General features: G+C 75.2%; 20 protein-coding genes and 1 tRNA gene. 16 read left to right on the top strand and 5 right to left on the bottom strand.

Annotation, left to right across the window (positions count from 1 at the left end):
* The first annotated feature begins 188 nt into the window (after positions 1-188).
* The 5 genes from DQ241_RS09180 to DQ241_RS09160 all read left to right on the top strand — a co-directional run bounded on the left by DQ241_RS09180 (position 189) and on the right by DQ241_RS09160 (position 5,530).
* Positions 189-731, top strand: coding sequence for a serine O-acetyltransferase (locus DQ241_RS09180; RefSeq protein ID WP_113829854.1), 543 nt, complete (start codon positions 189-191; stop codon positions 729-731).
* Positions 728-1,513, top strand: coding sequence for a WecB/TagA/CpsF family glycosyltransferase (locus DQ241_RS09175; protein WP_113829853.1), 786 nt, complete (start codon positions 728-730; stop codon positions 1,511-1,513). The genes DQ241_RS09180 and DQ241_RS09175 overlap by 4 nt, the downstream gene beginning before the upstream one ends.
* Positions 1,514-1,526: 13 nt before the next feature.
* Positions 1,527-2,645 (top strand): glycosyltransferase family 4 protein, encoded by a 1,119-nt coding sequence (locus DQ241_RS09170; RefSeq protein ID WP_113829852.1) that lies wholly within the window; start codon positions 1,527-1,529, stop codon positions 2,643-2,645.
* The gene (locus DQ241_RS09165; RefSeq protein WP_147252352.1) at positions 2,629-3,936 is read left to right on the top strand and encodes a polysaccharide biosynthesis C-terminal domain-containing protein; all 1,308 of its coding nucleotides are present in this window, start codon (positions 2,629-2,631) and stop codon (positions 3,934-3,936) included. The genes DQ241_RS09170 and DQ241_RS09165 overlap by 17 nt, the downstream gene beginning before the upstream one ends.
* 103 nt (positions 3,937-4,039) lie before the next feature.
* Positions 4,040-5,530 (top strand): polysaccharide biosynthesis tyrosine autokinase, encoded by a 1,491-nt coding sequence (locus DQ241_RS09160; RefSeq protein ID WP_147252351.1) that lies wholly within the window; start codon positions 4,040-4,042, stop codon positions 5,528-5,530.
* A 4-nt stretch (positions 5,531-5,534) separates the two neighbouring features.
* On the opposite strand, the gene DQ241_RS09155 is transcribed toward DQ241_RS09160, so the two are convergent.
* A complete protein-coding gene (locus tag DQ241_RS09155; protein ID WP_233492328.1) occupies positions 5,535-8,456 on the bottom strand; it encodes an acetoacetate--CoA ligase in 2,922 nt (973 codons plus the stop codon).
* Complete coding sequence (locus DQ241_RS09150; RefSeq protein ID WP_113829849.1) at positions 8,437-9,135, bottom strand: 4'-phosphopantetheinyl transferase superfamily protein; 699 nt, start codon at positions 9,133-9,135, stop codon at positions 8,437-8,439. Before DQ241_RS09150 ends, DQ241_RS09155 begins: the two co-directional genes overlap by 20 nt.
* A gap of 207 nt (positions 9,136-9,342) precedes the next feature.
* On the opposite strand from DQ241_RS09150, the gene mfd reads away from it, so the two are divergent.
* From mfd to DQ241_RS09105, 9 genes are all read left to right on the top strand, one after another.
* Complete coding sequence (gene mfd / locus DQ241_RS09145; RefSeq protein WP_113829848.1) at positions 9,343-12,891, top strand: transcription-repair coupling factor; 3,549 nt, start codon at positions 9,343-9,345, stop codon at positions 12,889-12,891.
* 49 nt (positions 12,892-12,940) lie between these two features.
* The gene (locus DQ241_RS09140) at positions 12,941-13,924 is read left to right on the top strand and encodes a peptidylprolyl isomerase (RefSeq protein WP_158545904.1); all 984 of its coding nucleotides are present in this window, start codon (positions 12,941-12,943) and stop codon (positions 13,922-13,924) included.
* 4 nt (positions 13,925-13,928) lie between these two features.
* A complete protein-coding gene (locus tag DQ241_RS09135; RefSeq protein ID WP_113829846.1) occupies positions 13,929-14,840 on the top strand; it encodes a MazG family protein in 912 nt (303 codons plus the stop codon).
* 52 nt (positions 14,841-14,892) lie between these two features.
* Complete coding sequence (gene eno / locus DQ241_RS09130) at positions 14,893-16,173, top strand: phosphopyruvate hydratase (RefSeq protein WP_113829845.1); 1,281 nt, start codon at positions 14,893-14,895, stop codon at positions 16,171-16,173.
* 99 nt (positions 16,174-16,272) lie between these two features.
* Positions 16,273-16,779: a septum formation initiator family protein gene (locus tag DQ241_RS09125; RefSeq protein WP_233492327.1), complete on the top strand. Its 507-nt coding sequence runs from the start codon at positions 16,273-16,275 to the stop codon at positions 16,777-16,779.
* Entirely contained in the window at positions 16,776-17,276 is a 501-nt protein-coding gene (locus tag DQ241_RS09120; protein WP_113829843.1) for a DUF501 domain-containing protein, read from the top strand. The genes DQ241_RS09125 and DQ241_RS09120 overlap by 4 nt, the downstream gene beginning before the upstream one ends.
* Positions 17,273-18,220 carry a Ppx/GppA phosphatase family protein gene (locus tag DQ241_RS09115; protein ID WP_113829842.1) on the top strand — a complete coding sequence of 316 codons (948 nt, stop codon included), beginning with the start codon at positions 17,273-17,275 and terminating at the stop codon, positions 18,218-18,220. The genes DQ241_RS09120 and DQ241_RS09115 overlap by 4 nt, the downstream gene beginning before the upstream one ends.
* Before the next feature lie 62 nt (positions 18,221-18,282).
* Positions 18,283-19,053, top strand: a complete 771-nt coding sequence (locus tag DQ241_RS09110) for a uracil-DNA glycosylase (RefSeq protein WP_113829841.1) — start codon at positions 18,283-18,285, stop codon at positions 19,051-19,053.
* Between the two features lie 50 nt (positions 19,054-19,103).
* Positions 19,104-20,486 (top strand): NAD(P)/FAD-dependent oxidoreductase, encoded by a 1,383-nt coding sequence (locus tag DQ241_RS09105; RefSeq protein WP_113829840.1) that lies wholly within the window; start codon positions 19,104-19,106, stop codon positions 20,484-20,486.
* Positions 20,487-20,488: 2 nt separating this feature from the next.
* Here the strand turns inward: DQ241_RS09105 and DQ241_RS09100 are convergent, their stop codons facing one another.
* Positions 20,489-21,382, bottom strand: a complete 894-nt coding sequence (locus DQ241_RS09100) for an alpha/beta hydrolase fold domain-containing protein (RefSeq protein WP_113829839.1) — start codon at positions 21,380-21,382, stop codon at positions 20,489-20,491.
* 75 nt (positions 21,383-21,457) lie between these two features.
* Between DQ241_RS09100 and DQ241_RS09095 the strand changes: the two genes are divergently transcribed.
* Positions 21,458-21,531: transfer RNA gene (locus tag DQ241_RS09095), tRNA-Leu, on the top strand.
* A gap of 6 nt (positions 21,532-21,537) precedes the next feature.
* Here the strand turns inward: DQ241_RS09095 and DQ241_RS09090 are convergent.
* On the bottom strand, positions 21,538-21,825 hold the full coding sequence (locus DQ241_RS09090; RefSeq protein WP_113829838.1) for a DUF1905 domain-containing protein: 288 nt from the start codon (positions 21,823-21,825) through the stop codon (positions 21,538-21,540).
* A 129-nt stretch (positions 21,826-21,954) separates the two neighbouring features.
* Between DQ241_RS09090 and DQ241_RS09085 the strand changes: the two genes are divergently transcribed.
* Entirely contained in the window at positions 21,955-22,785 is an 831-nt protein-coding gene (locus DQ241_RS09085; protein ID WP_113829837.1) for a Bax inhibitor-1/YccA family protein, read from the top strand.
* 63 nt (positions 22,786-22,848) lie between these two features.
* Here the strand turns inward: DQ241_RS09085 and DQ241_RS09080 are convergent, their stop codons facing one another.
* Positions 22,849-24,069: an acetyl-CoA C-acetyltransferase gene (locus DQ241_RS09080; protein ID WP_113829836.1), complete on the bottom strand. Its 1,221-nt coding sequence runs from the start codon at positions 24,067-24,069 to the stop codon at positions 22,849-22,851.
* Positions 24,070-24,156 lie beyond the last annotated feature (87 nt).

Genomic DNA, 24,156 nt, shown 5'->3' with positions numbered 1-24,156 from the left:
AGGTCGGAGAAACCTGATGACGCCTTTCCGGCGGTCCCCCTAACGGGTTAGCGCACCCCGGAGAAAGGCCGGAGCGGCCGTGTGACGGCCATAACCTCGGTCCGTCCCGTGGTGCCGTTCCTGCATTTCAGTGGAAAGCGGAACGGTCGCCCGGGCCAGCCGACGTAGACGACCGAAGGACTGTTCCGATGGCGCCGACCCACCCGAGGACCCTCCGCGAGCTCGCGCGGTGGATGGCCGAGGACGTGGCCGTGAACCGCACGCACGGCGGGCTGCTCAGCGTGGTCGCCGTCGTGATCTTCCGGCTCAACCAGTTCGGTGTCCGGAACCGGGGCCTCGTGCCCCTCGTCGTCCGGCTGCTGTCGCTGCCGCTGGTCGCCTTCGCCCGGCTGGGCCTGAGCAACGAGATCTCGGGCAAGCTCGCCTGCGGCCGCCGGCTGGTCCTCCCGCACGGGGGCCGGAACGTAATCATCAACCCGGAGACGGTCGTCGGCAACGACGTCAGCTTCGCCTCCGGCTCCGGTGCGGGCATGGCGTTCCCGACCCCGGGCGCGCCCACGATCTGCGACAACGTCTACGTCGGGGCGAACTCCAGCATCGTCGGCGACATCACCATCGGTGAAGGGGCCTTCATCGGCGCCCACGCGCTGGTGGTCCGCCCGGTCGCGCCCGGCAAGCTGGCCATCGGCGTGCCGGCTCGCGTCGTCGGTGACGCCCCGGTGCGGCCGTGAGCACCTCGGTCGCGCCGCCGCCCGCGGCGCCCGCCGAGCAGCCGCAGCCGGTCGGTCCCGAGGCGTTCGCCGCCGTGCTCGCCGAGAGCATCGAGCAGCGTCGCGGGGGCACCGTCACGTGGTTCAACCACTACAGCGGGCTGCGCGCGCTCCAGGCCGGCGTCCCCGTGGACCGGTTCGACTACCTCGGTCTGGACGGCGTCTTCCTCTGCCACCTCGTCCGGACCGAGGGGTGCCGCACCAGCGCGGACCTGGTCATGCCGCTGCTGCTCGAGCGCACGCAGGGCCTGCGGATCGCGCTGATCGGTTCCCGCAGCGGGACGCTCAGCGCCGTCGCGGAGAAGATCACCGCCGAGTACGGGCACCAGGTCGTCCTCGTGCGCGACGGCTACGACGAGCTGCCCGAGCCGGCCGAGCTGCGCCGCCAGCTCGGAGCGGCCCGCGTGCAGCTGGCGGTCGTGGGTCTGGGCGCGCCGAAGCAGGACTTCTACGTCCTCGACGCGGCGACCCCCGGTGTCCTGGTCACCACCTGCGGTGGCTGGCTGGACCAGTTCACCGCGGAGGCCTACTACCCGGCGTGGGCGTACCCGCTCCGGCTCAACTGGCTGGTCCGGCTGGCCCGGGAGCCGCGCCGGCTGTGGCGCCGGTACACCGTCGACGCGGCCCGCGCGCTGCGCGCCCGCGCCGCGCTCACCGAGTACGTCACCGTGCGCGGCCGGCGCCCGCTCGACGCCGCCGAGCGCCCGACCGGGTCCGCGTCCGCCGACGCGCCCGCCGCCTGACCGGGGAGCACCCGTGCTGATCAGCGTCCAGCCGCACCTGCGCTTCGGCGGTGCGGAGCGGCAGACCGTCCTGCTGTCGAACACCCTGCAGCGCCGGGGTGCGCGCACCGGCGTCGTCCTGCACGAGAAGGTGGGTGGGCTCCTCCCGGAGCTGCACCCGGACATCCCCGTCGCCGAGCTCGGCATGGACGACCACCTGCGCACCCCGCTGGTGGCCCGCCGCATGCGTCGCGCGCTCGACGAGCACTTCCGCGGGGAGGAGCGGTCCCTGGTCAAGCTGCACCTGTGGGGCAGCATCCTGCCCGGGGCGCTGGCCGAGCGCCGGGACGACGACGGTTTCACCTTCGCCTACTGCGAGGACCTTGACCCCTCCGAGCACGCCCGGTTCATCCCGCTGGGCAGGGTCAAGCAGCGGCTGGTCCAGGCGGTCTTCCGCCGCAAGGGCCTCCTCGTGGCCAACACCGACCGGGTGGCCGACGCGATGGTCCGCGTCTACGGCCTCGAGACCCGTCCGCGGGTGATCAGCCCCGCGGTGGACCTGAGCACGCTGCGCGCCGCTGCCGAGGCCCCCGGCTCCGCGCTCGGCGAGCGGGTGCGCCCGCTCCGCGTGTCGACCGTCGGGTCGCTGGTCCCGCTCAAGGGCCTGGACCTGGTCTACGAGGGACTGCTCGCCTCGGGCGTCGAGTGCGAGTGGCACGTGATCGGTGAGGGCCCGCAGCGCGAGTGGCTGGAATCGCTGCCCGACGACGGGCCGGTGGTCGTCCGCGCCCACGGCGGCCACCCGCGGCCGTTCGAACTGGTCCGCGAGACCGACGTGCTCGTCCACGGTGCGCACTCCGAGGCGCTGGGGCTGGTGCTGCTCGAGGCCATCGGCGTCGGCGTGCCGGTGATCGCCGCCGGCGCGATGGGGCCCTCGGAGATCGTCGAGCTGCTCGGCGACCGGCCGGAGATCATGAGCCTGTTCCCGCTCGGGGACCCGCACGGGCTCGCGACGGCGGTCAAGGAGCGGGCCGGGGCGCTGGACCGCACCCCGGGCCTGGACGAGATGCAGCGGTGGATCGGCCGCTACTCGATCGAGGCGACCGCGGACGCGTGGACGGAGCTGGCGCACCAGCATGGCTGCTCCCTCTGACCTCGGGGCGCCCGCCGGGGCGCGCGCCCCCGGGCTCCCGTGGCGGCGCATGACGTCGTTCGCCGGGCTCCCGCTCATCTCGATCGTCGGGCAGCTGACCCTCATCCCGGTCATCGCCTCGGTCGGTGGCGCCACCGGGTGGGCCGCGGTCGGCCTCGGCCAGGCGCTCGGCGCCGGCGCCGCGACCGTGCTGCAGTACGGCTGGGGGTTCACCGGGCCACGGCTGCTGGTGCCGCTGGGCGACCACGACCGCGGCCGGCTGCTGTGGCTCAGCATGTTGTCGCGGCTGCTGGTGGCCGGCCTGGTGCTCCCGGTGACGGCGGCCGCTGCCGCGGTGCTCGCGCCGGACGGGCACCGGTGGCTGGCCGCCCTCACCGCGCTCGGCGCCGCGACCTTCGGCCTCTCCGCCTTCTGGTACTTCGTGGGCGTCGGGCGGGCCGGTCTGGCGGCGCGCTACGAGACGGTGCCGCGGCTGGTCGTCCTGCTCGGCGCGGCGCTCGTCGTGCTCCTCACCCAGGACGTCCTCTGGTACGCCGTCATCTTCCTCGTCGGCCAGACGCTGATCATCGTCTGGCTGACCGCGCGGCTCGCCGTCGTCTCGCTGTCCCGGGACACCTGGGCGGCGGCGCTGAGGGCGCTCCGGACTCAGCGGGCCGCCGCCGCCACCGACGTCGTCGTCGCGCTGACGCAGTCGATGCCCACCAGCATCGTGGCCTGGGCGGCGCCCGGGGCGCTGGCCACCTTCTCCGCGGGCGACCGCATCGTGAAGCTGGCCCAGTCGGGCATCCAGCCGCTGTTCAACGCCTTCCAGGGCTGGGTGTCGGAGGCGCCGGGTGGGCACATGGCCCCGCGCATGCGGCTGGCCGTGGCGGCGACCTCCACCGGAGGTCTGCTCGGTGGGGTGGCGTTCGCCATCGGCCTGCCGCCCGTGGACCGCGTCCTGTTCGCCGGCGAGGTGCCGGTGGGGTACGACGTGGCGGTCTGGTTCGGGGTCGTGCTCGCGCTCTACGCGCTGACCTCGTCGTTCAACTTCAACGTGCTGGCGCCGGTGGGTCGCACCGGGCACATCCTGCGCAGCGCGACGACCGGGGCGGTCGTGGCCATCTTGGGCGTGGCCGCCCTGGCCCACGAGTTCGGGGCCGTCGGCGGCGCGGCGGGCGTCGCGCTGGCCCAGCTCTCCATCCTGGCGGTGCAGGTTCTCGCCTGGCGCCAGCTCGTGCGGGAGCGCAGGGCGGGCGAGCGGCGGGTGGGGCCGGCCGGGGATCACCCCTTGGCGGGGGGTGCCCGGTGATCGGGGGTCGCGCGGTCTCGGTGCGTGTCAGGCTTTCGGCGCAGGTGCGTGCGCGCGGTTCCCGCGCGCTTCTCGAACGGGGTTGGTAGTGGATCCGAGGGTCGTGTGGTCGACGCTGCGAGCCGGCTGGCGCCTGTCGCTGGCGGGGCTCCTCCTGGGCGGCGCGCTGGGGTACGGCCTCGGCCTGCTGGTGGGCCCGCAGTACACGACCCATCTGCAGTTCTTCGTGTCCACGACCGACTCCGGCTCGACGTCCGAGGCGTTCCAGGGCAGCCAGCTGGCCCAGCAGCGGGTGGAGTCCTACGCCGGGCTGCTCACCGGCCGCGAGCTGGCCGACCGGGTCGCCGCCGAGCTGGACCTGGAGCCGGAGGACATCGCCGGCACGATCGGCGCGACGGTGCGCACCGGCACGGTGATGATCGACGTGACGGTCACCGACGCCTCGCCCGGCCGCGCGGTGGGCATCGCGGAGGCGCTGGTGGACACCTTCCCCGAGCTCGTCTCCGACGTCGAGAACCCGGGTGCGCCGGAGGACTCCCCGGTCACCGTGGCCAACACCGACCGGCCCACGGCCGCGGTGCAGCCCTCGCCGTCCACGGCGGTGCGCAACGCCTTCGTCGGGGCCGTGCTCGGCCTCGTGCTGGGCTCGGCCGCGTCGATCGCGCGGGTGCTCCTGGACCGCTCGGTGACCGACGCCGACGCCAGCGAGCGGGCTGCCGAGGCCCCCGTGATCGGGCTGGTCTTCCAGGACGGGGCCCTGGAGAAGCACCAGCGGCTCGCCGAGGTCGAGGCCCGGACCGACGAGCAGTACCGGCAGCTGCGCACCAACCTGCAGTTCCTCAACGTCGACCAGCCGCCGAAGGTCATCATGATCTCCAGCGCGGTCCCCGCCGAGGGGAAGACGACGACGGCGGTCAACCTGGCCGTGGCGCTCGCCGACGCCGGCCGCCGGGTGACGGTGGTCGAGGCGGACCTGCGCCGGCCCAAGGTGACCGAGTACCTGGAGCTGGTGGGCGGGGCGGGGCTGACCAACGTGCTCGCCGGCACGGCGGACCTCGACGACGTCCTCCAGCAGGTCGGCGAGCGGGACCTGCACGTCCTGGCCGCCGGCCCGACGCCGCCGAACCCGAGCGAGCTGCTCGGCTCCAGCCAGATGGCGATGCTCCTGGAGAAGCTGCGGGCGGACAACGACTACGTCCTCGTGGACGCCGCACCGGTGCTGCCCGTGGCCGACTCGTGGGGGCTGGCCGCGCACGTGGACGGCGTGCTGCTGTCCGTGCGGTACGGCAGCACCCGCCTGGACCAGCTCACCGAGACCTCCGGTGCGTTGCGCCGCGTCGGGGCCGACGTCCTCGGCGTCGTGCTGACCATGGTGCCGGTGAAGAGCGAGCTGGCCGCCGCGCACGGGCACGGCTACGACTACGGGTACGCCCCCGGCCGCCGGCCTCAGGCGGACGCCCCGGCCCCGGCCCCGGCCGTCCCGCCGCTGCCGGTGCCCGTACCGGTGCTGGCACCGCAGGCGGACGCACCGGTCGGGTCGGCCGGCCGCCCGCCGGCCGCCAAGGTGAAGCAGCCCAACCGCGGCAAGCGCTGACGGGTCAGGGCTTCCCGGCCCCGACCCCGGCTCCCGCGAGCGCGGCCGACAGCCGCCCGGCCAGTTCCGGTAGACCGCCGGGGGCCAGGACGTCGGAGCCGGCACCGGGCACCTCGACCGCGACCAGCCCCGGCAGGACGCGGCGCCATGCGGCGGGCACCGGGGACCGCGGCGGGCCCAGGTGCACGGCGGCTCCACCGAAGCGGCCGGGCCGGTGCGCGTCGAACGCGGCGTGCGCCCGCACGTGGGCGAGCCGCTCCGGCGACAGGGTCGCCGGGGCGAACCGTTCGGCGAACCGCTGGAGCAGCAGGTCGGCGCGGTCAGGCGCGCGCAGCGCTGTCAGCCGGCCCGACCACCGGATGCGGGCGGCCAGGTGCCGGGGGAGTGCGGCGGCCGGCGGTGGCGCGTCGATCAGCACCACGGCGGAGACGTCGGCTCCCTCGGCCTCCAGCCGGGCGGCGACCTCGGCGGCGAGCACGCCACCCAGCCCGTGGCCGACCAGCACGCACGGCGCGTCGGCCGGGAGGGGCAGCGCGGCGAGCACCCGCGCGCCGGCGTCCGCCAGGCTCAGGGCGCTGCCGTCCGCGGCGGTGGCGTCGACGGGGAGGGCGTGCACCGGCCGGTCGGTGTCCAGGAGACGGGCCAGGTCGGCGTAGTCCGCCGGCGCGCGCCCGACGTCGGGGACGAGGAACACCGGCGCCCCGTCCCCCTCCCGCAGCAGCCGGACGCCGGCGGGCGTCGGTGCGGCAGCCGCCACCCGGCGGAGCAGCTCGGCCAGCGTGGGCCGCGGTGCGAACTCGGACACCGGGACGTCGGCGCCCAGGTCCTCGCGGACCCGGTGGAGCAACGACACCAGCTGGCGCGAGGTGCCACCCAGGTCGAAGAAGTCGTCGTCGGGGTGGCTGTCGGCGAGCCCCAGCGCCTGCCTCCACAGCCGGCGCACCACGGTCGGGGCGTCGTCGTCCCCGTCGGCCGCGGGGGCCACGACGGCGGCGAGCACCGCCGCGCGGACGGTCTCCAGGCTCCCGGGGTTGCGCAGCGCGGAGCGGTTGCCGACCGGGTCGCCGTTGACCGCGTCGCGGGCGGCCCGCTCAGAGCGCTTGCCGTTGTGGGTCAGCGGCAGCTCCGGGACCGCCACGACCAGGGAGGGCACGTGCGCCGCGGACGCCCGGCGGCGCAGGGTGGCCCGGATCTCCCGGTCCAGCCGCCCGTCCAGGACCGCGCCGGCGGCGAGGAGGACGAGCAGCACCATGCGCGTGGCGCCGGGGCGGTGGGGGTGGCGCTGCTCGACGGCGAGCGCCTCGACGACCTCCGGGACGGCGTGCAGCGCCGCGTAGATCTCCGACGGGCCGATCCGGATGCCGTCGATGTTCAGCACGCCGTCGGATCGCCCGTGCACGCGGGCCGACCCGTCGGCGTCGACGTCGACGAGGTCGCCGTGGGTCCAGACGCCCGGGTGCTCGGCGAAGTACGCGTCGTGAAAACGGGCGCCGTCGGAATCGCGGAGGAAGGCGACCGGCCGGGAGGGGAACGGGCGGCGGCAGACGAGCTCGCCGATCCGGCCGACCACCTCGACGCCGGACCCGTCGACGGCCACCACGTCCAGGCCGAGGCTCCGGGCCTGGCTGCGGCCCCGGCGGACCGGGAGCTCCGGGTGCCCGAGCACGAAGCAGCCGATGATGTCGGTCCCGCCGGAAATGGACTGGAGGGGCTGCGGGCCGACGGCCTCGGCGACCCAGTCGAACTGCCACTCGTGCAGCACGGCGCCGGTGGACAGCACCGCGCGCAGCGCCGAGAGGTCGACCGCCTCCGCGGGCCGGTACCCCTCGTCCTGGCAGAGCTGCAGGTACGGCGGGCTGGTGCCGAGCACCTGTACCCGGTGGTCGGCCGCGATCTCCCACAGCGTCGCGGGGCCGGTGACCGGGCCGTCGTAGACGACGACGTGCGCGCCGACCGCCAGGGCCGACAGCTGCCAGTTCCACATCATCCAGGCGGTGGTGGTGTGGAAGTACAGCGTCTCCCCGGCCCGGAGGTCACCGTGCAGCCGGTGCTCCTTCACGTGCTCGAGGAGGGTGCCGCCGGCTCCGTGCACCATCGCCTTCGGCGGGCCGGTGGTGCCCGACGAGAACATGACGAAAAGCGGGTGGTCGAACGGCAGCCGCGGCCAGCCGGCCGGCGGTCCGTCGCCGGCCTCGGAGCTGAGGTCCGCCCAGCGGTGCGCCGGGATCCCGGCCGGCTCCGGGAGGGGCAGGTCGTCGACCAGCACGACGGAGCGCGCGGTCGGCAGACCGGCCAGCAGGGCCGCGACCGTCCCGTCCGGGTCGTCCACCGTGCGGCGGTCGAGGAGCACCAGCACCGGCTCGACCTGCTCGAACCGGCCGAGCAGCGCCGTCGTCCCCATGTCCGGGGTGGCGGTCGAGAGGGTGCCGCCGAGCGCGGCGACGGAGAGCGCGGCCACCACGACGTCCGCTGTGCTGGGCGCGACCGCGACGACCCGGTCGCCGGCGGCGAGGCCGAGGCGGGCCAGCGCGGTGGCGCCCCGCTGCACGGCCGCCCGCAGCTCCGCGCGGGTGTAGCAGTCGGCCGGGCCGTCGGCGTGCACCCCGGTGAGCGCGGGGGCGTCGTCGTCGACCCCGTCGAGCGGGCGGAGCAGCGCCTCGGCGTAGTTCAGCCGCACCCCGGGGAAGAAGCGCGCGGTCTCCACGTCGGTGCCGGTCACGACGGGGTCGGCGGAGCCGGACCAGGGCAGCCCGGTCCACTCGAGCAGGGCGTGCCAGAAGACCGCGGGCTGCTCGACGGAGAACCGGTGCAGGACGACCGGGTCGCGCAGGTCGAGGCCGGTGCGCTCCTCGAGCTGCCGGCGGAAGCCGGCCAGCTGGGCGGGTTGGGGCGGGGTGCCCGCGGTGTCAACGGTCGGCACGGCCACGGGGGGGCTCCTCCACGGGGTGGGACGGCGAGGTGGCGATGCTGGCGACGAACCCGCGCGGGGCCGGGACGTCCTCGACCAGCCAGTCCCCGACGACGACCGGGCCTGGCACCACCCCGACCTCCAGGGCGGCCAGGTGATCGGTGAGCCCGCTGCCGGTGCCCTTGAGCACCGCCTCCTTGCGGGTCCAGCAACGGGTGGCCGCGAGCGCGCGGGCGGGCGGGGCGAGGTCGAGCAGGGCGGCCCGCTCGGCGGGGGAGAGCCACCCCTCGTCCAGCGCGTCGTGGGACCACGGGGCGATCTGCTCGACGTCGACCCCCATGCGGCACCCCACGGCGACCGCCACCAGGCCGTGCTCGCCGGACCGCGAGCAGGCCACGTCGGCGCCCTCGACGTCCAGCTCGGGCCGGCCGTGCTCCCCGGCGTGCAGCGGCACGGCGGCGGGCGGCAGGGCGAGGAACGAACCGGTCAGCCGGCGCAGGGCGGCGCGCAGCGCGATCCGCCGGCGTGCGACGGCCGCGGTCGCGCGGTCGGCGTGCGCGCGCTCGTCGGCGTGGAGCAGCCGCCGGTCGGCGGCGAGGGCGACCGGGTCGCGCTCCAGCGGCACCAGCCGGACGACGGGCGCGGACGGCCGGGGGGCGACGGCCGCGGCGGGGCGGCGTGCGCAGGCGGCCGGCATGGGGTCGATGTTCCCACCGAGGGGCTCCCGAGGACGTCCCCGAACCGGGGAAACCCCTCGTCAGCGTGACGTCCCGGCCCCGCCGACCGGTCAGGCCCCCCTCGCGCGGGCGGCGGCAGGTCACCGGCGAGGACTAACCTTTTCCGAGGCGGTGACGCGTCCCGATCGGGGGACGCGCGGCCCGAGATCCCTCAGGAGTGTCCCGGCGTGACCTTGCGCGGCGTGCTCGACGTCGTCCTCACCGACCCCGGCATGGCCCGCGTCGTGGCGTCGGCGGGACGGGCGCAGCTGGCCGTCACCGCGCCGCCCCCGGTCCAGCCCCTCGTCGCGGCCGCGCTGGCCGCCCGTGGCGGAGGTGCCGGCGCCCCGGTGCTGCTCGTGACCGCGGGCGAGCGCGACGCCGACGTCACCGCCGACCTGCTGCGCTGCTTCCTCCCCGGGCACCGGGTCGCCACCTTCCCGGCCTGGGAGACGCTGCCGCACGAGCGGCTCTCCCCGCGCGCGGACACCGTGGGCCGGCGGCTCGCGGTGCTGCGCGACCTCACCCACCCCGGCGGGAACGGCACCATCGACGTGCTGGTCGCCCCGGTGCGCAGCGTGCTGCAGCCGCTGGCCCCCGGCCTCGGCGAGCTCGTGCCGGTCGAGCTGAAGCCCGGCGACACCGCCGAGCTCGACGACGTCGCCCGCGCGCTCGCGGACGCCGCCTACACCCGCGTCGAGCTGGTGGAGAAGCGCGGTGAGTTCGCCGTCCGCGGCGGGTTGCTCGACGTCTTCCCGCCGACCGAGCCGCACCCGGTGCGCGTGGAGTTCTGGGGCGACGAGGTCGACGAGCTGCGCTACTTCTCCGCGGCCGACCAGCGCTCCCTCGACGAGCGGCCCGAGCGGCTGTGGGCGCCGCCGTGCCGCGAGCTGCTGCTCACCGAGGAGGTGCGGGCCCGCGCCGCGGCGCTGGCCGTCGAGCACCCGGGCCTGATCGAGGTGCTGGGCAAGCTCGCGGAGGGCATCGCGGTCGAGGGCATGGAGTCGCTGACCCCGGCCCTGATCGGTGACGAGGCGATGCAGCTGCTCACCGACCTGCTGCCGGCCGGCACCCACGTGCTGGTCTGCGACCCCGAGCGGGTGCGCACCCGCGCCGCGGACCTGGTGCGCACCGCCGAGGAGTTCCTGGCCGCCTCGTGGGCCACCGCCGCGGAGGCGGGTGAGGCCCCGCTGGACCTGGGTGCCTCGTCCTTCCGCGACCTGGCCGACGTCGAGGCCGCGGCCCGGGGCCGCGGGCTGCCGTGGTGGACCACCGGCGCCTTCACGCTGCAGGCCGACGACGACGAGCACCAGGTCACCCTGGACGCGACCACGGTCGACCGGTTCTCCGGCGACGTCCCGCAGGCCGTCGAGCAGGTGCGCAGCTGGACCCGGGACGACTGGCGGGTGGTGCTCACCTTCGCCGGCCCCGGACCGGCGCAGCGCGCGGCCGACCAGTTCGCCGAGGCCGACCTCGGCGTCCGGCTCGTGCCCGACATCGCGACACCGCCCGGCGCGGGGCTGACGCACGTCACCCAGGGCAACCTGGAGTCCGGCTTCGCCTTCCCCGGCGTCGGGCTCGCGCTGCTGACCGAGCACGACCTGACCGGGTCCCGCGGGGCGACCATGCGCGACGCGGTGAAGATGCCCGCGCGCCGGCGCAACGCCGTCGACCTGGCCCAGCTGCAGCCCGGCGACCTCGTCGTCCACGAGCAGCACGGCATCGGCCGCTACATCGAGATGGTCAGCCGCACCGTCAACGGCGGCCAGCGCGACTACCTGATCGTCGAGTACGCCCCCTCGCGGCGGAACCAGCCGCCGGACCGGCTGTTCGTGCCCACCGACGCCCTCGACCAGCTCACCCGCTACGTCGGCGGCGAGGCGCCCGCGCTGTCCAAGCTCGGCGGCGCCGACTGGCAGAAGACCAAGAACCAGGCCCGCAAGGCGGTCAAGCAGATCGCCGCCGAGCTGATCCGGCTGTACTCGGCGCGCATGGCCAGCAAGGGGCACGCCTACGGGCCGGACACCGTGTGGCAGCGCGAGCTCGAGGACGCCTTCCCGTTCCAGGAGACGCCCGACCAGCTGGCCGCCATCGACGAGGTCAAGGCCGACATGCAGCAGCCGGTCCCGATGGACCGGATCATCTGCGGCGACGTCGGCTACGGGAAGACCGAGATCGCCATCCGGGCGGCGTTCAAGGCGGTGCAGGACGGCAAGCAGGTCGCCGTCCTGGTGCCGACGACGCTGCTGGCCAACCAGCACTTCAAGACCTTCTCCGAGCGGGTCGCCCAGTTCCCGGTGAAGGTGCGGGTGCTGTCCCGGTTCCAGTCCGACGCCGAGACCACCCAGATCCTGCGCGAGCTGGCCGACGGCGAGGTCGACATCCTGGTCGGCACGCACCGGCTGCTGCAGCCGACCACCCGGTTCAAGGACCTCGGCCTGGTGATCGTCGACGAGGAGCAGCGCTTCGGCGTCGAGCACAAGGAGTACCTGAAGACGATGCGGACGGCGGTCGACGTCCTGTCGATGTCGGCCACCCCGATCCCGCGCACGCTGGAGATGAGCCTGACCGGCATCCGCGAGATGTCGACGATCCTCACCCCGCCCGAGGAGCGGCACCCGGTGCTGACCTACGTGGGCGCGTGGGACGACAAGCAGATGGCCGCCGCGATCCGGCGCGAGCTGCTGCGCGACGGCCAGGTCTTCGTGATCCACAACCGGGTGCAGTCGATCGACAAGGCCGCGGCCAAGATCCGCAACCTGGTGCCCGAGGCCCGCGTCGCCGTCGGCCACGGGCAGATGAAGGAGCACGAGCTCGAGCGGATCATGGTCGGCTTCTGGGAGAAGGAGTACGACGTCCTGGTCGCGACGACGATCATCGAGTCGGGCCTGGACATCCCGAACGCCAACACCCTGATCGTCGACCGGGCCGACACCTTCGGCCTCTCCCAGCTGCACCAGATCCGCGGCCGCGTCGGCCGTGGGCGGGAGCGGGCGTACGCCTACTTCACCTACGACCCGACCCGCACGCTGACCGAGACCTCGGTCGACCGGCTGACCACCATCGCGCACAACACCGACCTCGGCGCCGGCATGGCGGTGGCGATGAAGGACCTGGAGATCCGCGGCTCGGGCAACCTGCTCGGCGGCGAGCAGTCCGGGCACATCGCCGGCGTCGGCTTCGACCTCTACGTGCGGCTGGTGGGCGAGGCGGTGGCCGACTACCGCGCCCAGGTCACGGGCGAGTCCGCGCCCGTCGAGCCGGTCGAGGTCCGGGTCGACCTGCCGGTCGACGCGCACCTGCCGCACGACTACGTGCCGGGGGAGCGGCTGCGGATGGAGGCCTACCGCAAGGTCGCCTCGATCCAGGACGACGACGCGGCGCAGGCCGTGCTCGACGAGCTGACCGACCGCTACGGCGCCCCGCCGGCTCCGGTGCTGAACCTGATCGCCGTCGCCCGGTTCCGGGTGGCCATGCGGGCGCTGGGCATCACCGAGGTGTCCCTGCAGGGCCGGGCGATCCGGATCAGCCCGGTCGTGCTGCCCGAGTCCAAGCAGATGCGGCTGGCACGGCTCGCGGAGGGGGCAAGCTACAAGGCGGCGGTGGAGACGATCGTGCTCAAGGCGCCGGTCGGCCCCGACCGGCGGACGCCGGTACGCGACATCGCCCTGCTGGAGAACCTGCGCGCCACGCTGACCGCCGTCCTCGAGAACCCGGTGGCCGCCGCGGCCCGCTGATCCGGGCGGGGTGCGGCGCAGGTCACAGACGTTGTGGCACGCTCCGGCCGTGCAGACGCGTCGCCTGATCGCCTCGCTGGCCGTCGGCCTGGTCGTGCTGACCGGCTGCCGGACCTCCCCGGACGTCGCCGCCTACGTCGGGGACGAGCGGGTGACCGTCGCCGAGCTGGAGGCGGCCGTCGAGGAGCGCCTCGCCGACGAGGAGGTGGCGGCCTACGCGGCCGGGGACGAGCAGGCGTTCACCCGCCGGGTGCTGGGTTCCCTGGTCGAGCAGGAGGTGCACGCCGCCGCCGCCGACCGCTACGGCGTCCAGGTGGGCGACCGCGCGGTGCAGGCCCGCATCGACCAGCTGCTGGGGGACGACGACCCCGACGACGTGTACAGCCAGCTGGCCCAGCAGGGCATCGGCCGCGAGGACGTCACCGAGAGCATCCGCCAGCAGCTGATCCGCGAGGAGGTCGCCGCGGCCGACGGGCAGGCCGACGCCCTGTCGGAGGAGTCGCTGCGGGCGCAGTACGAGCAGGTGCGCCGCGAGCTGGCCGAGATCGAGTTCGGCTACATCGCCGTGCCCGATGCCGCCACCGGCGACGCCGTGCTGGCCCAGCTCACCGCCGCCCCCGCCGGCTACCCGGCCGTGGCGGCGCAGTACCCGGGCCAGTTCACCCTCGGCGCGGTGACCCGCCGCGGGCCCGACCAGCTGCCGCCGGTGATGGCCGACCAGCTCACCGCCGCGGCGCCGGGCACCGGCTTCACCGTCGAGGTCAGCGAGGTGGGCACGGTGGTCGGCTTCGTCACCGCTGTCGTCGAGCCGCCCTTCGAGGAGGTGCGGCCGCAGCTCGAGGCCGCGGCCGGCGAGGAGGTCGCGCAGGCCGGCGCCGACCTGGTCGACGAGGTGCGCGACGACCTCGACCTGACCGTCAACCCCCGGTACGGCGTGCTGCGCGACGGGCGGCTGGTCGAGGGCGACGGCGGCGTCGTCGAGATCCTCGGCCGGGGCGGGGACGACGCCGCCGAGGACGGTCGCGGAGACTGAGCCGGTGCCCGTCGTGCTCACCGTCGAAGTCAGCCCGCACGCCCCCGCCCTGCTGGGCCCCGCCGGGTGGCGCGCCGTCAGCGGGACCGCGCCGGTCCTGGCCCTGCCGGGGGCGGCCGCGACCGCCGCCGAGCTGCGCGGCGCCGGCCTCGCCGTCGAGGACGTCGACGCGGCGGCGGCGCAGGCGCGCCCGGAGGACGTCGTCCTGCTCGGCACCGCCGGGGAGCTCGCGGCCCTCCCCGGCTCGGCGTCGGTGGCCCGCCCGTCGGGGAGCCGGCTGCTCGACGTCGTCGCCGTGATGGACCGGCTGCGCTCGCCGGGCGGCTGCCCCTGGGACGCCGAGCAGACGCACTCCTCGCTGCGCGGCTACCTGCTGGAGGAGGCGCACGAGGCCTACGACGCGATCGTCGACGACGACCCGGTCGGCATGCGCGAGGAGCTCGGCGACGTGCTGCTCCAGGTGGTCTTCCACGCCCGGGTGGCCGCGGAGGCCGGCGCGGAGCGGCGGTTCGACGTCGACGACGTGGCGGGGGAGCTGGTCGAGAAGCTGGTCCGGCGGCACCCGCACGTGTTCGGGGACGCCGGGCCCCGCGACGTGGCGCAGGTCGAGGCGGGGTGGGAGGAGATCAAGAAGGCGGAGAAGCAGCGCCGCTCGCCCACCGAGGGCGTCTCGCGCTCCCAGCCGGCCGCCTCGTGGGGCGCGGCGCTGGTCCGCCGGGCCGGCCGCGCCGGGCTGCCCACGCCCGAGCCGGCCGAGCTGACCGTGGACAGCCCCGAGGCGCTGGGGGAGCGGCTGCTCGCGGTGGTCGCGGCCGTCGAGGGGCGCGGCTGGGACGCCGAGGACGCGTTGCGCGAGGCGGTGCGCCGCTACGCCGGGGAGCTCGACGCGGCGGCCGAGGAGCGCTCCGCGGGCTGACCTGGGGCGAGGCGGGCGGACGTTCCCGGAACCGCTGGCTAGGCTGCTCCCCGTGCCGAGCATCGATGCCGTAGGCGCGCGGGAGATCCTCGACTCGCGCGGAAACCCCACCGTTGAGGTCGAGGTCGCCCTCGACGACGGGACGATCGCCCGCGCGGCGGTCCCGAGCGGCGCCTCCACGGGCGCCTTCGAGGCGGTCGAGCTGCGCGACGGCGGCGACCGCTACGGCGGCAAGGGGGTGACCAAGGCCGTCGACGGCGTCCTCGACGTCATCGGCCCCGAGCTGGTCGGGTACGAGGCCAGCGAGCAGCGCCTGGTCGACCAGCGGCTGCTCGACCTCGACGGGACGCCCGACAAGTCGCGGCTGGGCGCCAACGCCATCCTCGGCGTGAGCCTCGCCGTCGCCCGGGCTGCCGCCGACTCCGCCGGCCTGCCGCTGTTCCGCTACGTCGGCGGCCCCTCGGCGCACCTGCTGCCGGTGCCGATGATGAACATCCTCAACGGTGGCGCCCACGCCGACAGCAACGTCGACGTCCAGGAGTTCATGATCGCCCCGATCGGTGCGGCCACCTTCGCCGAGGCGCTGGCCATGGGCACCGAGACCTACCACGCGCTCAAGGCCGTCCTGAAGAAGGAGGGTCTGTCCACGGGGCTGGGCGACGAGGGCGGCTTCGCGCCGGACCTGTCGAGCAACCGGGCCGCGCTGGACCTCATCACCCGTGCCGTCGAGCAGGCCGGCTATTCCGTCGGCGAGGACATCGTGTTCGCCCTCGACGTCGCCGCGACCGAGTTCCACTCCGAGGGCTCCTACGCCTTCGAGGGCAAGCAGCTGTCGGCGGCCGAGATGGCCGAGTACTACACCGGTCTGGTCGACGCCTACCCGATCGTCTCGATCGAGGACCCGCTCGACGAGGAGGACTGGGACGGCTGGATCTCGCTGACCTCGGCCCTCGGCGACCGCGTGCAGCTCGTCGGCGACGACCTGTTCGTCACCAACCCCGCTCGGCTGGCCGACGGCATCGACCGCGGCGCGGCCAACGCGCTGCTGGTCAAGGTCAACCAGATCGGCACGCTCACCGAGACCCTCGACGCGGTCAACCTGGCCCACCGCAACGGCTACCGCTGCATGATGAGCCACCGCTCGGGCGAGACCGAGGACACCACGATCGCCGACCTCGCCGTCGCCACCGACTGCGGGCAGATCAAGACCGGTGCCCCGGCCCGCAGCGAGCGCGTCGCCAAGTACAACCAGCTGCTGCGCATCGAGGAGGAGCTCGACGACGCCGCCCGCTACGCCGGCGCCGCCGCGTTCCCCCGGCTCGCGCGGGGCTGACCCGGGCCGATGAGCAGCGTTCGGGGGCGGCGGGGCGGGTCCCCGCCGCCGGGGCACCGCAGCACCGGTCGCGCACCACGGGTCCACTCGACCCGTCCGGTGCGCACCGGGCTGCGCACCGGCACCCCGAACCCGACCCGGCGCCCGGGCGAACGACGGGCCGCCCGCCGTCCCGCGCGGACGACGACGTCGTCGTCCGCCCGGCGCCGGCCGCTGTTCACCGGGCGGGCGGTGCTCCTCGGCGCGCTCGTCCTGCTGCTCGCCCTCACCCTGGCCGGGCCGATCCGGCAGTACTCGGCCGGCCGGGCCGAGCTGGTCGAGCTGACCGCCGAGGGGCGGGAGCTCGACCGCCGCGCCGCGGAGCTCGAGGCCGAGCTGGAGCGCCAGGCCGACCCCGCCTGGACGCAGCGCCAGGCCCGCGAGCGGCTCACCTACGTGCTGCCCGGTGACCGCCTGATCGTCGTCGTCGACGGTGAGACCGTGGAGGGCGACGCCGGCACGCTCGACGAGGCGGCCACGCCGGCAGAACCGAAGCCCTGGTACGAGGGCCTGATGGACACGCTCTCCGTCGCCGACGGGGACGCCCCCGAGGAGCCCACCGAGTGAACGACCCGGTCACCCCGGCCGAGCGGGAGATCATCGCCCGCCAGCTCGGCCGGCCGCCGCGCGCGCTCACGGCCGTCGCGCACCGCTGCCCGTGCGGCCAGCCCGACGTCGTCGAGACCGCGCCGCGGCTGGAGGACGGCACGCCGTTCCCGACGCTCTACTACCTGACCTGCCCCCGGGCCTCGGCCGCCGCGAGCCGGCTGGAGTCCACCGGCCGGATGCGGGAGTGGCAGGACGAGCTGGCCACCGACCCGGAGCTGGCCGCGCGGTACCGCGCGGCGCACGAGGCCTACCTCGCCGAGCGCGACGCCAAGGACGTGCTGCCCACCCGCAACACGGCCGGCGGCATGCCCGACCGGGTCAAGTGCCTGCACGCCCTCGCCGGGCACGCGCTGGCCGCCGGGCCCGGGGTGAACCCGATCGGCGACCGCGCGGTGGCCGAGATGGGGGAGTGGTGGGCCAAGGGCCCCTGCGCGCTCCCGGAAGGGGACCAGTGACGAGGGTCGCCGCCATCGACTGCGGCACCAACTCCATCCGCCTCCTGGTCGCCGACGTGCCGCCCACCGGCGCGGCCACGGACCTGGTGCGCCGGATGGAGGTCGTCCGGCTCGGCCAGGGCGTGGACGCCACCGGCCGGCTGGCCACCGAGGCGATCGAGCGCACCCGGAAGGTGCTGGCCGAGTACGCCGCGACCGCCCGCGAGCTGGGGGCGGAGGACGTCCGCATGGTGGCCACCAGCGCCACCCGCGACGCCGCCAACCGGGCCGAGTTCGAGGACATGGTGCTGACCACGCTGGGCCGGCTGCCCGACGTCGTCCCGGGTCGTGAGGAGGCCGAGCTGTCCTTCCTCGGCGCCACCGCCTCGCTCGAGGCCGCCGCCGCCCAGCACGGGACGACGCCGCCCGAGCCGCCGTTCCTGGTCGTCGACATCGGCGGGGGCTCGACCGAGTTCGTGCTCGGCGACGCCGCCGGGCTGCGCGCGGCCCGCTCGGTCGACATCGGCTGCGTCCGGCTCACCGAGCGCCGGCTGCACGGCGACCCGCCGTCGGTCGCGGAGATCGCCGCCACCGAGGACGACATCCGCGCCGCGCTCGCCCTGGTCCGCGCGGAGGTGCCGGTGGCCGAGGCCCGCAGCCTGGTCGGGCTCGCCGGCTCGGTCACCACCGTCGCCGCGCTCGCGCTGCGGCTGCCGGCCTACGACCCGCTGGTCATCCACGGCTCCCGCATCCCGGCCGCCGACGTCCGGGCGGTGACCGCGGACCTGCTGGCGGCGCCGCGCGCGCAGCGGGCCGCCCTCCCCGTCATGCACCCGGGCCGGGTCGACGTCATCGGCGCCGGGGCCCTGATCCTGCGGGTGATCGTGGACGAGTTCGGCATGGACGAGGTCGTGGTCAGCGAGCACGACATCCTGGACGGCATCGCCCTGCGCCTCGCGCGTTGAAGGACCACGGTGCCCCCCACGACTCGCAGGCTCGCCGCGGGACCCTGCACCGGGGCCGTTCCATGACCTCGCGGGACGCCGGGGGCTTCCCCGTGACGCGGACCCCGGCCGGGGTGGTCCGGTCGGCGCGGTCCACCCGCGAGCTGCCCGTCCTCGACGCCCGCATCTCCGGCTGCTACGCCTGCCCCCGGCTGGTCGCCTGGCGCGAGGAGGTCGCCGGGGTCAAACGGGCCTCCTTCCGCGACCAGGAGTACTGGGGCCGGCCGGTGCCCGGCCTGGGCCCGGCCGACGCCCGGATCGCGGTCGTCGGGCTCGCCCCGGCCGCGCACGGCGGGAACCGGACCGGGCGGGTGTTCACCGGCGACCGCAGCGGTGACTGGATCTTCGCCGCGCTGTGGCGGGCCGGGCTGGCCAACCAGCCGACCTCGACGCACATCGGCGACGGGCTCGAGCTCACCGACGTGCGGGTCGCCGCCGCCGTGCGCTGCGCGCCCCCGGCCAACGCCCCGACCCCGGAGGAGCGCGACACCTGCTCGCCGTGGCTGGCCCGGGAGCTGGCGCTGCTGCCGCGGCTGCGGGTGGCCGTCGTCCTGGGCGGGTTCGGCTGGACGGCGCTGTGGCCGGTGCTCGCCGGGGCCGGGTACGCGCTGCCCCGCCCGCGGCCGGCGTTCGGGCACGGGGTCGAGGTGGAGCTGGCCGGCCCGCGCGGTCCGCTGACCCTGCTGGGCAGCTACCACGTGAGCCAGCAGAACACCTTCACCGGCAAGCTCACCGAGCCGATGCTCGACGCCGTCCTCTCCCGCGCCGTGGAGCTGGCCGCGACCGTCCGTTGAGCGCGACGCTCGACATCGTGCGACGACCGCCGCGCCCCTACCCTCGACGCATGGCTCAGCGACCGGTGGTCCTCGTCGTCGGCGGCGGCTACGTCGGCCTGTACACGGCCCTGCGGCTGCAGAAGAAGCTGTCCCGGGGCCGGGCCGAGGTCGTGGTGGTCGACCCGCAGCCGCACATGACCTACCAGCCGTTCCTCCCCGAGGCGGCGGCCGGCTCGGTGGAGCCCCGGCACGTCGTCGTCCCGCTGCGCCGGACCCTCAACCGCTGCCGGGTGATCACCGGGGCCGTCACGGGGGTCAGCCACGCCGAGCGGCGGGCCCGGGTCGTGCCGATCGAGGGGGAGGCGTTCGACGTCTCCTACGACGTCCTCGTCATGGCCGCCGGCTCGGTGGCGCGCACGCTGCCCATCCCCGGGCTGGCCGAGCACGGCATCGGGTTCAAGAACGTCGGCGAGGCCATCTACCTGCGCAACCACGTCCTGGCCCGGCTCGACGCGGCCAGCTCCACCGACGACCCCGGCGTCCGCCGCCGGGCGCTCACCTTCACCTTCGTCGGCGGCGGCTACGCCGGCATCGAGGCCTTCGCCGAGCTCGAGGACATGGCCCGGTACGCGATCGAGCACTACTACCCGCGGCTGTCCCCGGCCGACATGCGCTGGGTGCTGGTCGAGGCCACCGGCCGGATCCTCCCCGAGGTCGACCTGGACATGGCCGCGTGGACGGTGAAGCAGCTGACCGCCCGCGGCATGGACGTGCGGCTCAACACCCGGCTTGAGTCGGTGGTCGACTGCGTCGTCGAGCTGAGCGACGGCGACCGGTTCCCCAGCGACACCCTGGTGTGGACCGCCGGGACCAAGCCGAACCCGGTCCTGGCCGGGACCGATCTGCCCCTCGACGAGCGGGGGCGCGTGGTGTGCGAGGCGACGTTGCAGGTCCGCGGCCTCGACGGCGCCTGGGCCGCCGGCGACCTGGCCGCCGTCCCCGACGTCACCAAGGACGACCCCGGGGCGACGACGGCGCCCAACGCCCAGCACGCCGTGCGGCAGGCCAAGCGGCTGGCCGACAACATCGTGGCCGTGCTCGAGGGGCGGGCGCCGGAGCCCTACCGGCACGCCTACGTCGGCTCGGTGGCCAGCCTCGGCCTGCACAAGGGCGTCGCGCAGGTGTACGGGGTCAAGCTCAAGGGGTGGCCGGCGTGGGCGATGCACCGCGCCTACCACGTGAGCCGGGTGCCGACCTTCAACCGGAAGGCGCGGGTGGTGGCCGACTGGGCGCTGGCCTCGGTGTTCCGCCGCGAGGTGATCTCGCTGGGCCAGCTGCAGGACCCGCGCCGCGAGTTCGTGTCCGCGGCGAACACCGGCCGCACCGGTCAGCTGCCGCCGCCCCGCCCGGAGGCCCCGGGAACGGCGGACGAGGCGGAGAAGGCCGGCTGACCTCAGCCGGCCAGCCGGGCGGCGAGCGCCGACCCGAGGGCGTCGACGGCCGCGGTGCACTCCGCGACCGAGCCCGCGGACGTCTGGGCCACGTGCCAGAGGCCGTCCAGCCGGCGCAGGTCGACCGGGACGCCGGCCGCCCGCGCCCGGCGCGCCAGCCGGACCGCGTCGGGCAGCAGGATCTCCTCGCTGCCGACCTGCACCACCATCGGGGGCAGGGCGGCGAGGTCGGCGTCCAGCAGCCGGGGGAGCACCGTGGCGCCCTCGAACACCGCGGCCGCGCGGCGCAGCCGGTCGGCGTCGAGCATCGCGTCGGCCACCCCCGGCGTCGGCTCGGAGCACTCCAGGTCCAGCCAGGGCGACACCAGCCCGAGGACGGCGGGCTGGGCGCCGCCCGCGTCGCGCAGCCGCAGCGCCGCGGCCAGGGCGAGCCAGCCGCCGGCCGAGTCGCCGACCAGCGCCGTGGCCTCCGGCTCGGCGCCGTCCGCGAGCAGCTCCTGCCAGGCGCCGACGGCGTCGTCGAGGGCGGCGGGGAACGGGTGCTCCGGGGCGAGCCGGTAGTCGAGGGCGTGCACCGTGGCGCGGCTCGCGACCGCCAGGTGCGTGGTGAGCGCCCGGTGGGTGCGCGGGGAGCCGACGAGGAACGCGCCGCCGTGCAGGTACAGCACCGCGCGGCCGGGCACGGCGTCCGGCGGCACGAGCGTCTCCACCGGGCGGCCGGCGAGCGTGCCGCGGCGCACCGCGACGCCGGGCGCCGCGGGGGAGGTGCCGGAGACCAGCTCGAGCCAGCGCCGCTGCACCGGCGCCGGGAGGCCCGAGCCGAGCACGGGCCGGACCAGCGCGCGCACCGCGGCGCGCATGACCGGGACGGGGACCTGCGGGCGGGCGACGGGCACCGGGGACCTCCAGGATCGGCTGCGGAGCGATCACCGTACGGAAGGGACGGCCGGCGGCACTACCGTGCGCAGCGAGCCCCCGTAGCCCAACTGGCAGAGGCAGGCCCCTTAAAAGGGTCCCAGTGTCGGTTCGAAACCGACCGGGGGCACCGCCGTCACACGGCGACCGTGAGCTGCACCGTCACCTCGTCGCCCAGGTCGAGCCGCTCGGCCACGCGGACCGCTGCCTTCACCGGGACCAGGTAGCCGCCGTCCTTGGGGAACAGCGACGTCGTGAACCGGGTGCCGCCGATCCGCGCGGTGACCGGGATGCAGCCCCAGCCGTAGCTCGCCTGCCCCGAGACCGCCTCCAGGGCGGCGCACTGCTCGTCGGGCACGGGGACGAAGTGGAAGGGCGCAGGCCCCCGCCAGTGGACGAGCGCGCCGGTGACCGCCAGCTCCATCCGCGGAGGATAGGACGGCGGACGTCCCCGACACGCCGGAACTTCCGCGGCCCCGGGGGCGTTGACCTGACCGAGTGGGGTGCACCAGCGTGGACCCCACGACTCCGAAGTCACCTCGAGGAGATGACGATGCCCAGCAACAACCCGGCGTTCCGGGGCCTCGGCGGCACCGCCGGCGGCTCCGGCCAGCAGTACGCCGGCTGGGGTGCCGCGCCCCAGCAGCAGTACGGCCAGTACGGCGCCCCCACGGCCGATCCGTACGCCGCCCCGTCGCCCTACTCGGCGACGACCACGCGCTACATGACGATGGACGACGTCGTCACCAAGACCGGTCTCTCCTTCCTGGTGACCGTGCTCGCCGCGGCCGTCACCTGGGCGATGCCCGGCCAGGCCGCCTGGGGCTTCGCGCTCCCCGCGGTCCTGGTCGCGTTCGTGCTGGGCCTGGTGATCGCGTTCAAGCAGATCGCCAACCCGGTCGCGACGCTGGCCTACGGCGCGCTCTACGGTGTCGCGCTCGGCGCGATCAGCGAGGCGTTCAACGAGGTCTACCCCGGCATCGTGATGCAGGCGCTGATCGGCACCTTCGGTGTCTTCGCCGGCATGCTCGTGGTCTACAAGACCGGCGCCATCCGGGTGACGCCGAAGTTCACCCGCTGGCTGCTGGCCGCCATGATCGGCGTCTTCGCGCTGATCGTGGTCAACCTGATCGCCAGCTTCTTCTCGGCCGACGGCGACGCGCTCAACCTGCGTGACGGCGGCCCGATCGCCATCCTGTTCAGCCTGGTCGTGATCGGTGTGGCGGCGTTCTCGCTGCTGCTCGACTTCGACATGGCCGACGAGGCCATCCGCCGCGGCGCCCCGGCGAAGTTCGCCTGGTACATCGCCTTCGGCCTCCTGGTCACCGTCATCTGGCTGTACCTGGAGATCCTGCGGCTGCTGTCCTACTTCCAGGACAACTGACCCCGGAACGCACAGCGGCCCGGTCCCCTCGCGGGGGCCGGGCCGCTGTCGTGCCAGGGGTCGTTACGAGAGGCGCTCGATGACCATCGCCATGCCCATGCCGCCACCGACGCACATGGTCTCCAGGCCGAAGGTCTTGTCCTTGGTCTGCAGACCGTTGATCAGCGTGCCGGTGATGCGGGCACCGGTCATGCCGAACGGGTGGCCGACGGCGATGGCGCCGCCGTGCACGTTGAGCTTGTCGATGTCGATGCCCAGATCGCGGTAGCTGGGGATGACCTGGGCGGCGAACGCCTCGTTGATCTCGACGAGGTCGATGTCGTCGATGGTCATGCCGGCGCGCTGGAGAGCGAGCTTCGAGGCGTCGACCGGGCCGTAGCCCATGATCTCCGGCGAGAGGCCGGTGACCGCGGTCGAGACGATGCGGGCCAGCGGGGTCAGGCCCAGCTCGGCGGCCTTGGTGTCGCTCATGACGACGACCGCGGCGGCGCCGTCGTTGAGCGGGCAGGCGTTGCCGGCGGTGGCCCGGCCGTCGGGGCGGAAGACCGGCTTGAGCTGCGAGAGCGCCTCGACCGTCGTGCCGGCGCGCGGGCCGTCGTCCGTGCTGACCACGGTGCCGTCCGGCGTGGTGACCGGGGTGATCTCCCGCTCCCAGAAGCCGTCGGCGATGGCCTGCTCGGCGAGGTTCTGGCTGCGCGCGGCGAACTCGTCCATCTCCTGGCGGGAGACGTCCTTGAGCAGCGCGAGGTTCTCCGCGGTCTGGCCCATGGCGATGTAGACGTCGGGGACGTCGCCGTCCTCGCGCGGGTCGCGCCAGCCGTCCGCACCGTTCTCGGCGACCTTCGCGGTGCGGGCCTCGGCGTCGGCGAACACCGGGTTCTGGGTGTCGGGCAGGCCGTCGCTGTTGCCCTTCACGAACCGCGACACCATCTCCACGCCGGCGGAGATGAACACGTCGCCCTCACCGGCCTTGATGGCGTGCATGGCCATGCGGGTGGTCTGCAGCGACGAGGAGCAGTAGCGCGTGATGGTGGTGCCGGGCAGGTGGTCCATGCCGAGCAGCACGCTCACCACGCGGCCCATGTTGTAGCCCTGCTCACCGCCGGGCAGGCCGCAGCCCAGCATCAGGTCGTCGATGTCGCGCGGGTCGAGCGCCGGCACCTTGTCCAGGGCGGCGCGCACGATGGTGGCGGCCAGGTCGTCGGGCCGCAGGTCCTTGAGCGACCCCTTGAACGCGCGGCCGATGGGCGAGCGCGCGGTCGCGACGATGACGGCTTCGGGCATGGAGTCCTCCGCGATGAGGTGGGTCCGGACGAGCTGCGCCCGGGACGTCGGTCCCCGCGAAACTACCCCGGTCCCGACCGGCCGGAT

The sequence above is a fragment of the Blastococcus sp. TF02A-30 genome, from assembly GCF_003319185.1.
Taxonomy (GTDB): Bacteria; Actinomycetota; Actinomycetes; order Mycobacteriales; family Geodermatophilaceae; genus Blastococcus.
Note: the sequence above shows the minus strand (reverse complement) of the source record. Positions and strands in the feature narration are given on the sequence as shown.

What these genes read in the sequence shown, in the direction of transcription:
- DQ241_RS09180 (WP_113829854.1), top strand. Translation starts at nt 189, where the DNA reads ATGGCGCCGACCCACCCGAGGACCCTCCGCGAGCTCGCGCGGTGGATG.
- DQ241_RS09165 (WP_147252352.1), top strand. Translation starts at nt 2,629, where the DNA reads ATGGCTGCTCCCTCTGACCTCGGGGCGCCCGCCGGGGCGCGCGCCCCC.
- DQ241_RS09150 (WP_113829849.1), bottom strand. Translation starts at nt 9,135, where the DNA reads ATGCCGGCCGCCTGCGCACGCCGCCCCGCCGCGGCCGTCGCCCCCCGG.
- DQ241_RS09110 (WP_113829841.1), top strand. Translation starts at nt 18,283, where the DNA reads ATGACCTCGCGGGACGCCGGGGGCTTCCCCGTGACGCGGACCCCGGCC.
- DQ241_RS09105 (WP_113829840.1), top strand. Translation starts at nt 19,104, where the DNA reads ATGGCTCAGCGACCGGTGGTCCTCGTCGTCGGCGGCGGCTACGTCGGC.
- DQ241_RS09090 (WP_113829838.1), bottom strand. Translation starts at nt 21,825, where the DNA reads ATGGAGCTGGCGGTCACCGGCGCGCTCGTCCACTGGCGGGGGCCTGCG.
- DQ241_RS09085 (WP_113829837.1), top strand. Translation starts at nt 21,955, where the DNA reads ATGCCCAGCAACAACCCGGCGTTCCGGGGCCTCGGCGGCACCGCCGGC.
- DQ241_RS09080 (WP_113829836.1), bottom strand. Translation starts at nt 24,069, where the DNA reads ATGCCCGAAGCCGTCATCGTCGCGACCGCGCGCTCGCCCATCGGCCGC.